13 protein-coding genes are annotated in these 12,719 nt (G+C 68.2%); 2 read left to right on the forward strand and 11 right to left on the reverse strand.

Going from position 1 to position 12,719, the window contains the following annotated elements; translation table 11 throughout:
* Window positions 1–79: 79 nt before the first annotated feature.
* Genes lysA through argH form a run of 3 tightly spaced genes read right to left on the reverse strand, consistent with a single transcriptional unit; the run spans window position 80 to window position 3,039 of the window.
* Complete coding sequence (gene lysA / locus BR78_RS0113670; protein ID WP_081855777.1) at window positions 80–1,414, reverse strand: diaminopimelate decarboxylase; 1,335 nt, start codon at window positions 1,412–1,414, stop codon at window positions 80–82.
* 9 nt (window positions 1,415–1,423) lie between these two features.
* On the reverse strand, window positions 1,424–1,663 hold the full coding sequence (locus BR78_RS0113675; protein ID WP_029936749.1) for a hypothetical protein: 240 nt from the start codon (window positions 1,661–1,663) through the stop codon (window positions 1,424–1,426).
* Window positions 1,660–3,039, reverse strand: coding sequence for an argininosuccinate lyase (gene argH / locus BR78_RS0113680; protein WP_029936750.1), 1,380 nt, complete (start codon window positions 3,037–3,039; stop codon window positions 1,660–1,662). The genes BR78_RS0113675 and argH overlap by 4 nt, the downstream gene beginning before the upstream one ends.
* A 16-nt stretch (window positions 3,040–3,055) precedes the next feature.
* Here argH and BR78_RS0113685 point away from each other — a divergent pair, with 16 nt between their 5' ends.
* Window positions 3,056–3,616: a TlpA family protein disulfide reductase gene (locus tag BR78_RS0113685; protein ID WP_331280245.1), complete on the forward strand. Its 561-nt coding sequence runs from the start codon at window positions 3,056–3,058 to the stop codon at window positions 3,614–3,616.
* A gap of 178 nt (window positions 3,617–3,794) precedes the next feature.
* Here BR78_RS0113685 and BR78_RS0113690 read toward each other — a convergent pair whose 3' ends face one another.
* From BR78_RS0113690 to BR78_RS0113715, 6 genes are read right to left on the reverse strand one after another with little or no spacing between them, the layout of a single operon-like run.
* Window positions 3,795–4,670 carry an RDD family protein gene (locus tag BR78_RS0113690; protein ID WP_037566722.1) on the reverse strand — a complete coding sequence of 292 codons (876 nt, stop codon included), beginning with the start codon at window positions 4,668–4,670 and terminating at the stop codon, window positions 3,795–3,797.
* Complete coding sequence (locus BR78_RS22380) at window positions 4,663–5,658, reverse strand: stage II sporulation protein M (protein WP_029936753.1); 996 nt, start codon at window positions 5,656–5,658, stop codon at window positions 4,663–4,665. Before BR78_RS22380 ends, BR78_RS0113690 begins: the two co-directional genes overlap by 8 nt.
* Window positions 5,655–6,953 carry a DUF58 domain-containing protein gene (locus BR78_RS0113700; protein WP_029936754.1) on the reverse strand — a complete coding sequence of 433 codons (1,299 nt, stop codon included), beginning with the start codon at window positions 6,951–6,953 and terminating at the stop codon, window positions 5,655–5,657. Before BR78_RS0113700 ends, BR78_RS22380 begins: the two co-directional genes overlap by 4 nt.
* A complete protein-coding gene (locus tag BR78_RS0113705; protein ID WP_029936755.1) occupies window positions 6,950–7,906 on the reverse strand; it encodes an AAA family ATPase in 957 nt (318 codons plus the stop codon). The genes BR78_RS0113700 and BR78_RS0113705 overlap by 4 nt, the downstream gene beginning before the upstream one ends.
* The gene (locus BR78_RS0113710) at window positions 7,893–9,044 is read right to left on the reverse strand and encodes a DUF4350 domain-containing protein (protein ID WP_029936756.1); all 1,152 of its coding nucleotides are present in this window, start codon (window positions 9,042–9,044) and stop codon (window positions 7,893–7,895) included. The genes BR78_RS0113705 and BR78_RS0113710 overlap by 14 nt, the downstream gene beginning before the upstream one ends.
* Window positions 9,041–9,655 (reverse strand): hypothetical protein, encoded by a 615-nt coding sequence (locus BR78_RS0113715; RefSeq protein ID WP_029936757.1) that lies wholly within the window; start codon window positions 9,653–9,655, stop codon window positions 9,041–9,043. Before BR78_RS0113715 ends, BR78_RS0113710 begins: the two co-directional genes overlap by 4 nt.
* Before the next feature lie 133 nt (window positions 9,656–9,788).
* On the opposite strand from BR78_RS0113715, the gene BR78_RS0113720 reads away from it, so the two are divergent.
* Window positions 9,789–10,568, forward strand: a complete 780-nt coding sequence (locus BR78_RS0113720) for a hypothetical protein (protein ID WP_051683338.1) — start codon at window positions 9,789–9,791, stop codon at window positions 10,566–10,568.
* 52 nt (window positions 10,569–10,620) lie between these two features.
* Here BR78_RS0113720 and BR78_RS0113725 read toward each other — a convergent pair whose 3' ends face one another.
* Together BR78_RS0113725 and BR78_RS0113730 are read right to left on the reverse strand one after the other, a co-directional pair.
* On the reverse strand, window positions 10,621–11,877 hold the full coding sequence (locus tag BR78_RS0113725) for a Gfo/Idh/MocA family protein (protein WP_029936759.1): 1,257 nt from the start codon (window positions 11,875–11,877) through the stop codon (window positions 10,621–10,623).
* Window positions 11,874–12,689: an FAD:protein FMN transferase gene (locus BR78_RS0113730; protein WP_051683339.1), complete on the reverse strand. Its 816-nt coding sequence runs from the start codon at window positions 12,687–12,689 to the stop codon at window positions 11,874–11,876. The genes BR78_RS0113725 and BR78_RS0113730 overlap by 4 nt, the downstream gene beginning before the upstream one ends.
* Window positions 12,690–12,719 lie beyond the last annotated feature (30 nt).

Genomic DNA, 12,719 nt, shown 5'->3' on the forward strand with positions numbered 1-12,719 from the left:
CAGCGGGCCTCCCCGGGCGACCGCGCAGCGGCGGGCGAAATCTGGCGCACAGCGGCGTCGCGTCGTCGATCACGATGCATCAGCATCGCTCACTCCTAGCTCCTACCTGTGCGCCAGATTTCGCTCCGTCACGACCGTCGCCAGCCGGGGGTATGGACCCAAGCCAGTCCGGCACATGCTCTTCGGCCATGATCGCCTCGGCCGAGATGCGGCCCGCGACCACTTCGAACCGGTCACCCGAGACGAGCACTTCGGGGACGAGCGGGCGGCTGTTGTAGGTGCTCGCCATCGTCGCGCCGTAAGCGCCGGCGCTGCGGAAGATCGCCAGGTCGCCCGTGCGGACGACATCGATCTCGCGCCCCTTGGCGAAGACGTCGCTGCTCTCGCAGACCGGCCCCGCGACATTGGCGATCATCTTCTCGCCGGTGGGGCGCACCGCCTCGAAATCGTGCCAGGCATCGTACATCGCGACGCGCGCGAGATCGTTCATCGCGGCGTCGACGATCACCCAGGGATTGACCGCGCCCGGCTTGACCCAGAGCACTTCGGTCAAGAGCACGCCCGAATTGGCCGAGATCACCCGGCCCGGCTCGAACATCAATTCGACGTCCCAGTCCCTGGTGACGCGCTCCACCATCGCGCCGAATTCGGCCGGCGACGGGGGATTGTCGCCCTGGCGATAGCGCACGCCGAGCCCGCCGCCGAGGTCGACATGGGTGATGACATGGCCCGAAGCGCGCAGATCGGCGACGAGCCTGCCGACGCGTTCGAACGCGCGTTCGAGCGGGGCGAGGCTCTGGAGCTGGCTGCCGATATGGACGGCGACGCCGCGCAGGTTCAGCCCGCGCAGCGGCGCGAGCCGATCGAAGATCGCCGGCGCTTCGTCGATCGGCAGGCCGAACTTGTTCTCGGCGCGGCCGGTGGAGATCTTCTCGTGCGTGCCGGCATCGACATCTGGGTTCACGCGCAACGTGGCGGGTGCGCGTAGCCCGCGCGCGGCGGCGAGCTGCGACAGCACGACGCCTTCTTCCTCGAGCTCGAGGTTGAACTGGCCGATCCCGACGCCCAGCGCCTGATCGAGCTCTGCGCGGGTCTTGCCGACGCCTGAGAAGACGATGTCCTTGGCTGCCATGCCGGCGGCGAGCGCGCGGGCAAGTTCGCCGCCCGAGACGACGTCGGCGCCGAAGCCTTCATTGGCGAGGAGGCGCAAAACCGCGAGATTGGGGTTCGCCTTCACCGCAAAGGCGAGATGCTTGCGCTCGATCCCGGCCAGGCCGTCGCGGAACACCCGCGCGTGGCGCTGGAAAGTCGCGGCGGAGTAGACGTAAACGGGCGTGCCGACTTCGGCGGCGATGCGCGCGAGCGGCACGTTCTCGACGTGCAGCTCGCCGTCGATCAGATTGAAATGGTCCATGATTTTCCGTCAGTTGGGCGGCGGCAGATCGAACTTGTCGCTGCGCCTCTTGTCCGTACTCTCGATCAGGTCGTCGCTTCGCGCGGGGCGGGTCTGCACCGGCGGCTTGAGCAGATCGTCGGGGGTCGGCGTCGCCGTGGCGCCGAACGGCGCCGGCGGCAGCGCCTGGCCCGGCGCCGGTTTGAGACCTTCGCGCGCGCCGCAGCCGGCTAACGCAAGAAGTCCTCCCAAAAGCAGCAGCCGCTTCATCGACCTTCCTCCTCACGCGCCTTGCGGGCCGCGGCGATCGCCGCACGGACCCGCACCGGCGCGGTGCCGCCGAAACTCGTGCGGCTGTTGACCGACGCATCGACGCTGAGAATCCCATATACGCGATCGTCGATCCGCGCGTCGATTTCCTTGAGCGCATCGATCGATAACTGATCGAGCCGGACGCCCTGCGCCTCCGCCGCCGCAACGGCACGGCCGGTGATGTGGTGCGCCTCGCGGAACGGCACGCCCGCCTCGCGGACCAGCCAGTCGGCCAGATCGGTGGCGGTGGCGAAGCCCGATTCGGCCAGGCCGCGCATGCGATCGGTGCGGAAGGTCGCGCTTTCGACCATCCCGGTCATCGCCGCGATGCAGAGCCCCAGAAGGTCGTGCGCCTCGAACACCGGCGGCTTGTCGTCCTGCATATCCTTCGAATAAGCGAGCGGCAGGCCCTTCATCGTCATCATCAGCGACACCAGCGCGCCGGTGATCCGCCCGCTATGCCCGCGCACCAGCTCGGCGGCGTCGGGATTGCGCTTCTGCGGCATGATCGAGCTGCCGGTCGACCATTGATCGGAGAGGCTGACGAAGCCGAAGGGCTGGCTCGCCCAGATCACGAACTCCTCGGCGAGCCGGCTGAGGTGCAGGCTGCACTGCGCCGCCGCGGTCAGATACTCGATCGCGAAGTCGCGGTCGGAAACCGAATCGAGCGAATTGCGCGTCGGACCGTCGAAGCCGAGCGCCGCCGCCGTCGCATCGCGATCGAGCGGGAAGCCGGTGCCGGCCAGCGCCGCGGAACCGAGCGGGCACAGGTTCATCCGCGCGCGGGCATCGCGAAGCCGCGAGCGATCGCGCGCGAACATCTCGAAATAGGCCATCAGATGATGGCCGAGCGTCACCGGCTGGGCGCTCTGGAGATGGGTGAAACCCGGCATCACACTTTCGGCATGTTCCTCGGCGCGCGCGAGCAAGACGTCCTGGAGCCCGCCCAAGGCCGCCTCGGCCTGGTCGATCGCGTCGCGCACCCAGAGGCGGAAATCGGTCGCCACCTGGTCGTTGCGCGAGCGCGCGGTGTGGAGCCGGCCCGCCGAGGGGCCGATCCGGTCCGCCAGCCGCGCCTCGGCGAGCATGTGGATGTCTTCGAGCGCGAGATCGTCGGGGACGCCCTCGGCCTCGAACTCGGCGGCGACCTGCGCGAGTCCCTCGGCGATGCGCGCGGCGTCCTCGGCCGAGACGATGCCCTGCTTGCCCAGCATCGCGGCATGCGCCTGCGACCCGCGGAGGTCCTGCCGCCACATTCGCTTGTCGAAGGGAATCGAGGCGTTTATCTCACGCATGACCGCAGACGGGCCTTCGGCGAAACGCCCACCCCACATGGCATTGGAGCTGTCCTTGCGCCCAACGATTGCGCTTCTCCTTCTCGCAGCGAGCCTGATCGGCGGCTGCGATAGGCAATCCGGGCAGCCGCAGCAAGCGAACGCCGCGAATGTCGCCGACGAAGCCGTGCCGGCGAAGCTCGACAAGCTCGACCGCAGCCACAAGGGCGAGGCCGCGCCGACCTTCGCCTTCACCGATCCCAAGGGCAGGAAAGCCACGCTCGCCGATTTTCGCGGCAAGCCGGTGCTGCTCAATCTCTGGGCGACCTGGTGCGCGCCGTGCGTGAAGGAAATGCCGACGCTCGACGCGCTGGCGGTACGCGAGGGCGAGAGACTGCAGGTGCTGACGATCAGCCAGGACTTCGAGGCGGCGAAGATCGCACCCTTCTTCGAAAAGGCGAAGTTCCGGAAGCTGCAGGCGTGGCACGACCCCGAAACGGCGTTCAGCCTGCAGATGGGGGTCAATCTGCCGACCACGATCCTCTACGATTCGAACGGACGCGAAATCTGGCGGATGCTGGGCGATACCGATTGGGTCGGCGGGCCGGCGGCGAAGCTGATCGCCGAAGCGAGCTGAGCGGCATCAGATTCCCTCCCTGCAAGGGAGGGGTTAGGGGTGGGTAAGGAAAGGCCGGGCTCGATGCCCGGCCTTTCCTTCTTTTCCCGAGCCGTTCGATGGGCTCGCTACGCTCGCACCCACCCCCCGCCCCTCCCTTGCAGGGAGGGGAGTTTCGCGGTTGAATGTCGATGCGGCCCTACGCAGCCTCGTGCTTGTCGCGCCGCCGTTTGCCGAACAGCATGCCGCGCTCGAGCCGCGTGCAGAGTGCGGCATAATAAGCGCGCAGGAACGCCAGTTCGTCGCCATCGGGGCCGATCCAGCCGATCCGCGTCCGGATCGTGCGCGCGACGACGATCATCGCGAGCTCGTCCTGCCGGCGCAGCACTTCCTCGAGTTTCTGGAGCTCGAATTCGCCATAGGCCACGAGCTGCTGGTCGGTGAACGCATAGCGATCGAGCGCCTCGTGACCGACCACGCTGGCGCCGAGCTGCCGCCGCGGGAGGCGCACCACCCAGGTTCCGGCGATCAGATCGCCGACGCGCATGTGATCGCGATTGAACAACGGAAACAGCAGGAATCCGCCGCTCCACAACAGCCCCGCGGCCGACATCGCGAAATCCGCGAGGCCCTGGCTGCTCTCGTAGGCGAGGAAGGAAAGCGGCAGGAAGAATTCGAGCTCGCGCATGGCATTGCGCGCGACGACCGCGTGCCCGGAAAGCCGCCGCCCGTCGCGCGCGACCACGCGCAGCTTCATGACTCGCTTGCCGATCGTCGCCGATCGCGTGCCGAGCTCGAACGCAGTGAAATAGAAATTGCGCAGCACGAAGAAGCCGAGCAGCCAGATCGCCGCGACTGCCTGGAGCGCGACCGGCCCGCTGCTCGCGGCGCCGATGAGCATGAAGATCGCGACGAGCGTGAACGCCAGCAACACGCCGCCGATGATCAGCAAGTCGAGCACGAAAGCCCCGGCGCGTTCGCCGACGCTGCCGAGATGGAGGCCCAGGTCGACGCCTTCGGGCGTCACGAATTCGCGCAGGTCGCTCCGGGCGGCGGGGGCGTGGCGATCAGCCATCCAGGTCCTCGCGAACCGGCATGAGGTAGAAATAGAGGAGCCAGCCGAGCAGGGCCACGCCACCGATCGCGGCGCGGGCGGCGTCATTCTGCACCACCTGCCGGCCGACGCCCTCGAGCATGCCGGCGACGCCCAGCATCACCACCACGCCGAGCATCGCGATCGCCGCGGTGCGGCCCGCGGAGACCGCGGCGTCGCCGCGTGATGCCCGGCCGGGAAAGGCCACCGCCATGCCGATGTGAAGCCCCGCGGCGCCGGCGAGCGCGATCGCGAACAATTCGGTCGTGCCGTGGATCGAGAGCCAGGCCACGGCCTGGAGACCGAGCCCCTTGGACACGTGGATCGCGAGGAAGGCGCCGAGGATGCAGCCATTGTAGAGCAGCAGCAGCACCGTCGGCACGCCGAACGCGAAGCCCAGTGCGAAGCACATCAGCGAGATCTGCGCATTGTGGGTGAACAGCATCGCCGCGAACAAGGCGAGCGGCCCCTCCGAATGATAGAGGACCGCGCGCAGTTCGTCGGGCGAGGCCTGGGGGCCGCGCCCGCCCGCCAGATCCTCGGGCACGATCGCGTAGAACCAGGCCGGATCGCGGATCACCATCAGATAGGCGGCAAGCGCGCCGACGAGCATCAGCAGCACCGCCACCAGCGTCTCGCGCCCGATCGCGCGGATCGCTTTGGGCCAGGCGTGCGCGAAGAACCCGCTGATCCGGTGCCACAAGGGCGGCTGGACGCCGTAGAGGATGAAATACGCGCGCGTCGCGAGCGATTCGAGATAGGCGACGAGATTGGCATCGAGCGACGTTTCGCGCGCGACCGAGAGCGACGACAATGTCGCGCGATAGAGAACAGGAAGCTCAAACAGATCCTCATCGCTGAGCAAAGGCGCCCGACCCCGCTCGACTCGGTCGATCAGCGCCTCGAGCCGATCCCAGTCGTGCTCGCGCGCGGCGCGAAAACGGCCGCTGCTCAGGTCCGACGCGCTCACAGCAAATTCCTTCGCTTGAAGTCGAGATACTGGCGCACCAGTGCCGGCCCGACGGCGTCGTGTGCCGCCTCGAGCACATGGATGCCGAGGTGGCGCAGGCGCGACACCACGATCCTGCGCTCGCGAAGCATCGCCGCGGCGGCCACTGCGCGCGACACATCGTCGATCTCGTGCGGCTCGGCCGCGGCGATTCCCTCCAGCTCGGCGTCCTCGAGGACCACGAACAGCACGAGATGCCGCTTCATCAGGCTCGCGGCCGCGCGGATCATCATCTCGGCACCCGCCTGATCGGTGAATTCGGTGAAGACGATCACGAGCGAGCGCCGCGTCAGATCGCCCGCGAGCGTCGCCAGCGCCAGCGTGAAGTTGGTCTCGGCGGTGCTGTAGTCGAGCTCGCCCGCGAGCCGCTGCATCAGCGGAAAGGCGCGCGTTCCCGAAACCGTGCCCGAGGTGATACGCGGCTTGGAATCGAACCCGAACAGCCCCACCCGATCGCCGAGCTTGAGCGCCGAATAGGCCGCGAGCAAAGCCGCGCTGATCGCGCGATCGATCCGCGGAAGCCCGGCCACCGGTTCGCACATCGCCCGGCCCGCATCGATCGCGAACACCACCTGGTTATTGCGCTCGATGCGATTCTCGCGGGCGAGCAGTTTGAGATGGCGGGCGCTCTGGTTCCAGTCGATCGTGCGCCGCTCCATGCCCGAGCGCCACTCGGCCAGTGCGTCGAACTCGCTCCCCTCGCCGCGGTCGATCCGCACCATCTCGCCCACCTGCGCGTCACGCAGCAGCATCGCCGCCGCAGCGCGCACCGGCCGGATGTCGGGCGTGATCACCACATTGCGACCGAGCGTTTCGACACGCTGGCGCCAGACGAGTCCGAGCGGCCCGGTCCAGCGCAGCCATAATTGCCGAAGTCCGTCCGATCCCCGCCGGACGGGGGTGAAGGCGATCAGGGCAGTCCGCTCGTCGGGGCCGAGGCGGACGCGATCATCGGCGAGCGGGACGAGACGCGGCCCGGTGGCGATCGCGAACTCGAGCGCGAGCGGCGAATCCCCGCTGCGATCGACCGTGATCTCGACGACCAATGGCGCACCGATCTCGACGGCGCCCGGAAACTGGAGCTGAAAATCGGGCGACGCCGGAACGAACAGCGCATCGAGCCCGATCAAAGTGAGCGCAAGCGGCACCCAGACCAGCCCGATGAACCACAAATGCGGAACGATCACGCCCAGCAGCAATGCCAGCGGCGCGCCGGCCGCCAGCAGCAGCACGCTTCGCCGCGTGGGGCGTATCAACGCGGCGCCTCGACCTGCTCGACGAGCGCCGCGACCACGGCGTCGACCGAGCGCCCGTCGATCTCCGCCGCGGGAGACAGCAAAACGCGGTGCCGCAGTGCCGCCGGCGCGAGACGTTTCACGTCGTCGGGCAGCACGAAGTCGCGGCCGTCGAGCGCGGCATAGGCACGCGCGGCTGCGGCGAGCGTCGCGGCGGCGCGCGGCGATGCGCCGAGCTGGAGATCGCCGGTATTGCGCGTCGCGCGGACGAGGCGAACGACATAATCGACGATTTCGTCGGCGAGGCGATTGACCGAGACGGCGTCGGCGGCGGCGCGGATCGTCGCGGCATCGGCGACACGCGTCACGCCCCAATCCTCGGGGTGGGGCGTGCCGAAGCGATTGCCCATCGCCGCGACCATCCGCCGTTCCTCCTCGTCCGAGGGGTAGCCGACGACATATTTGAACAGGAAGCGATCGAGCTGCGCCTCGGGAAGCGGATAGACGCCCTGATTCTCGATCGGGTTCTGCGTGGCGACGACCATGAAGCGATCGCTCAGCCGATGGTCGACGCCGTCGATCGTGACGGTGCGCTCCTGCATCGCCTCGAGCAAGGCCGCCTGCGTCTTGGGCGGCGTGCGGTTGATCTCGTCGGCGAGCAGCAGCTCGGTGAAGATCGGCCCCCGGGTGAGCGTGAAGGACGAGGTCTGGAAGTTGAACAGGTTCGAGCCGAGGATGTCGCCCGGCAGCAGGTCCGGCGTGAACTGGATGCGGCCGTAATCGAGCCCGGCGGCGCGGGCGAAGCATTGCGCGAGGAAGGTCTTGGCGGTCCCCGGCGGGCCTTCGAGCAGGATGTGGCCCGAGGCGAACAATGCGACGAGCATCAGCTCGACGGCATCGTCGAGGCCGACCACGCCCTTGCCCACTTCGCTGCGGATCGCCTGGCCGAGCGCCTTCACTTCATCGATGTTCACGCGTCACGGTCCTCTTCCACTGATAGAGATCGCGCGCTGCATCGAGCAGGCGACGCGTGTCTGGGGCGTCGGCGGCGCGGGCCGCCATGTGCGAAAAGGGCTCGCCGTCGGGATCGAGCCGATCGAGATAGCGGTCGAGCGCGTCGCCGCTCAGCCCGGCCGGCGCGCCGGTGCTCGCGGCGGCCGTCTCGCGCATCAGCGCCGCATAGCGCGCGCCGGTGCGGTGGCGACGTCGCGCGAGGCGGAGCAGGGCCGCGCCGTTGTCGGCGAGCGCGCCCTTGCCGAACGCCACGCCGCGTTTCGGCAAGGCGGTGGGCCCGAAGCGCAGCATCGCGTGCCAGCCGGCGAGCAACGCCGCGACCAGCACGCACAAGGTGAGCGGCAGGAACGGCGCTTCGAATGCGAGCTTGAGCAGATTGGGATTGCGGCCGAAGCCGTGGAGCGTGAGATCGAAGGCGACCCCGCCGCCCGCGCCGATTTCGTCGAGGATATCCATAGCCCGCTCGGCGCCTTCGCGCGTGGCGAGCCCCTGATTGTCGAACAGATCGGGGTCCGCGACGATCGTGAGCAAGCTGTCCTCGACGGTGGCCGCGAGCGCGGCGCCGTCCGGCGCGGCGTAGATCGTTTCGAGGCCGGCGCCCGAGATCGTGCGCAGGGCCTCTCCTGGAGGCGAACCCACCGTCACTTCTCTCACTTCCGAGAGCGGCAGCGCCGCCATGCTCCCGGGAATGACGCCGGTGGTGCGCACCCAATTGGGCTTGCCGGGAAGCGGGACGGCGATCCATTTGGGCAGGATCACCAGCGTCGGCACGCCTTCCCCTTCGCGACGATCGAGGATGGCCTTGATCGCCGCCGGCTTGGTCCCCGGGCCCGGAGTCAGCACCAGCAGGACATCGTCCCCCAGATCGGCCTCGCGTCGCACCATGCGCACATTGCCCCGCGTCTGCTTGACCAGATCGGCCAGCCCGGCGAACCCGACCGCCGAAGTCGAGAGTGCGTGCGTGCCGCCATTCTGCGCGGGCCGCAATTCGTCGGCATAAGCGAACAGCAGCAGGAACGAGACGAAGCCGACGATCGCCATTGCGACGAGAATGAGCACCGCGCGCATCGTGAAGGCCGGGGCCGATGCGCCGCTCATTTCCACGATCCCGGCAGCGCGAACGCGCCATAGGCCGCGCGGGCTTCCTCCCAATCGCTGCGCGCGAGGCTGCGCCCGCCGAACAGGCTCCGCTCGACCGGCATGGCGAGCGCCACGAAAGCGGCGCGGACGCGCTCGGGCAGTCCCGCCATCGCGCCGATCTCGCGACTAGTCAGTGCGGGGCGCAGCAGCCGCGGACGATTGCGGGCAATGTCCTCCAGGCCGCGATGCAGCAGCAGCCGCGCCGCTTCCTCGTAGCGTTCCTCGGCAGCCATGGCGTCCGCTTCGGCGAGCAATGCGCGCGCCACTTTCTCTTCGGGACGCCAAAGGGCGACTTCGCTTTCGGGCGCGGCGTGCGCATCCGCCTGGCCGCGCTTGTGCAGCAGGCTCCGCACGATGAGCCACAGGATCGTCGCCGCGCCCAATGCGACCAACGTCCAGAAGATCCAGGTCATATGCGGGCCGAGCGGCTCGAGCACCCGCCCGAGCCAGCGCAGCCAGGGGGGTATCTCGGCGGGCTGGGTCGCGGGCAGCTCGAACTGGATGTCGGTTCGCGCACGCAGCTTCGCATGCGCCGCCGCGATCGATTCCGACGCGGACCCTTCCGCCATTGCAGTGACTGCCCCCACGATGCGGAGGCTAACCGATCCTCCCGGGCCTGAAAAGCCATTCAGGCTGGACTTGGGCCATAGTTTCGGTTCACTTTGCCGAACGGCGAGTTCGATCGCCGGAACAGGGGGAATTATGGCCGAGGTCGGAGAAGGGCAGTACGAAATCGCCAGCGTCATCTCGCGATCGATCGCGACGATCGGTTCCAATCTTGCGCTGTTCGCCGGGCTGGCGCTGATCCTGGCGGGCATACCCGCCTTTGCGCTGAATGCGTGGCAGGCTAGCGTCAACGTCAATTTCGCGACGGGTCAGCCCGATCTCGGCACGATCTTCAGCCCGGCCTATCTCGGGCCGATCTTTGCCGGCTGGATCGTCGCCGTCGTCACCGGCGCCGTGCTCCAGGCGGCGCTCACCCGCGCTACCGTTCTGCATCTTTCCGGTGAGAAGCCGACTTTCGCGCAGTGCCTGTCCGTCGGCCTGGCGATGATCCTGCCGATGATCGGGATCGGCATCCTGCTGTCGTTGGGCGTCGGCTTCGCGATGCTGCTGTTGATCGTTCCGGGCATCATCCTGTGGCTCTGCTGGTCCGTGGTGGTGCCGGTATATGTTCAGGAAAAGGTCGGCGTGTTCGAAGCTTTCGGGCGCAGCCTCGATCTCACCCGCGGCGCGCGCTGGCGGATCTTCCTGACGATGCTGCTGGTCGTCGTCGGGCTGTGGCTGCTCAGCATTCCGGCGGGCATCCTGTCCGTCGCAGTCGCCGCGAGCGGCTCGATCATCGTCACTGCACTGGTCACCTCGGTGATCAGCGCATTGGGCAGCATGGTGATGGTGACGGTGCAGTCGTGCATCTATGTCGAACTGCGCAACGTCAAGGAAGGCGTGGCGCCGGCGGATCTCGAGGCGATCTTCGCCTGACGCGTCCCGTATTGGCTACCGGAGGCGGCTATGCGCCGCCTCCGGTCCTGCCTCAGACATTGACGAGCGACGACGGCCAATCGACGGGCCTGCCGCTATCCATCGCCTGCTCGCCCATCAGCGAGGCCACGCTCGCATAATAGGCCTGGCGCAGCAGGCCTGGAACCGGCGTCCCGCTGCGCACCGCCTCGCCGAACGCTTCGAACTGCAGCATCGTCTCGTCATATTCGCCCCAGCCGAGCGACTCCCCGGGCGTGGTCACCGGCAATTCGGGAAACCATGTCGCGCCGCCGATCGGCACGGGGCGCTTGCGGCCCTCCTTCACGTCCTGCGCCATCTTGCGAAGCGCGGGCACGCCGGGCGGGTTCTCCTTGAAGATCCGGCCCAGCTCAGGTTCGATCGTGCCCTTGTTCCCCTGGATCTGCTCCTCGCACCCGTAGCGGGCGTTGTTGAGCAAGGAGCTCCAGACCAGCTTCCTGCCGTCGGTATAGTCATAGACCAGAGCGGCATGGTCATAGACCTCGCGCCCGTCCTTCCAGAAGCAGATGCTTCCCGATCCGATCACGCGGGTGGGCGCGGCGTCGAGGAACCAGTTGGCGACCTGGAGCTGGTGGGTGGCGAGCTCGGTCATCAGCCCCGCCGAGCTCTCGCGATACAATCGCCAGTTGAGCCTGCGGTCGGTGCTGTCGGCGGGGACCGGGCGGCGCCAGCTGGTGTTGCGATGCCAGCTCGCGCGGATCTGGGTGATCGTGCCGATCTCGCCGGCCTTCACTCGGCGGAGCGCGTTCAGATAGGTCGGGTTGAACATCCGTTGATGCCCGATCTGAAGCACCTTGCGGCTGTCCTGCGCGCGTTTCACCATCGCGCCGCAATCGGCGATCGTCCGCGCCATCGCCTTCTCGCACCACACGTGCAGCCCGGCGTCGAACGCGTCGAGGGCGTGACGCGCATGGACATGGAGCGGCGTCGCGATGACCACCGCGTCGAGCCCGCCGGCATCCAGCATCGCGCGATGATCGGCAAAGGCCGGAATACCCGCATCGACCAGCGCACGGCCCCGCGCCAGATGCGGTTCGTAATCGTCGCAAAGCGCCGCGACGACGCAGTTGCGGGTCTTCAGGAGGTTCCGGATCAGCGTCCGGCCGCGATCCCCCGTACCGATCACGCCGAGCCGCACGCGATCGGTCTGCGCCGGTTCCGCACCGGCGGCAAAAGCCGCCCAGGGCGCGGCTGCAGCGATTCCCGCCGATGCCTTGACCACATGGTCGAGGAACGAGCGCCGCGTGAGGTCGAAATCCTTGTCGATCATTCTGTAACGGTCCCAACTGGCGATCGGGCATCGCCGCCCTCACGCGTAAAATCAAACAGGAAGCGGCGCGCCCGCTCCTCCCGCAAGCGGGCCGCCTGCGCATCGTCGGCGACGAGCAACGCAGTGCTCATCACTTCCGCCTTCGCACCGCTGCGATCCACCGCAATCGCCGTGCGCATGCCGGTGACGATCGCCCCGTCGGTCGGCCGGATCATCGGCGCGCGATCCGGCGCGTCCGCGCCCGCGCCGACAGTGGACGAAATCGAGAGGGCCTCGTCGCTCAGCTCGAGTTCGACGAGGACGCGGCCGGGCAGCAGCGGGTGCGGGAGGGAAAACGTCCATCCCCCGCCAAGCGGATGTTCGCCGACCACCGCGATCGAGCTCTCGCCTGCGGACAGCAGGGCCGACGGGACACACGCGCTCCGCAACAGCGTGCGTGCCCGGTCCAGCGCGAAACCCTTGCCGAACCCGCCGAAGTCGAGCGCGACGGGCTGCGAGGCCCGGACGCGCGCATTCTCGCGATCGAACGAAATCGCATGCCATCCCGCCGCACCGTGACGGGCATCGGCCGCGGGATCGAACAGCCCCTGCGTCGCCGCATGGGCCGCCTCGATCTCGACCAGCGCGTCGAACAGCAGAGGATCGTCCACCGCCGCTTCCCTGCCGGCCATCAGGCATTCGTTGAGCGCGGTCGTCGCCGAGGGGCGGTGAATGGTGAGCGCGTCGTCGACAGCCTCGATCGCGCGCCGCGCGTCCGTCATCGCGTCGTCACCGAGCGCGCCGAATCCGTGGAGCTCGACTCGGGTACCCATTGCGACGAAGCGCTCGACATGCGTCGGGAT

Source organism: Sphingomonas sp. UNC305MFCol5.2, from assembly GCF_000712135.1.
In the GTDB taxonomy this organism is placed as follows: domain Bacteria; phylum Pseudomonadota; class Alphaproteobacteria; order Sphingomonadales; family Sphingomonadaceae; genus Sphingomonas.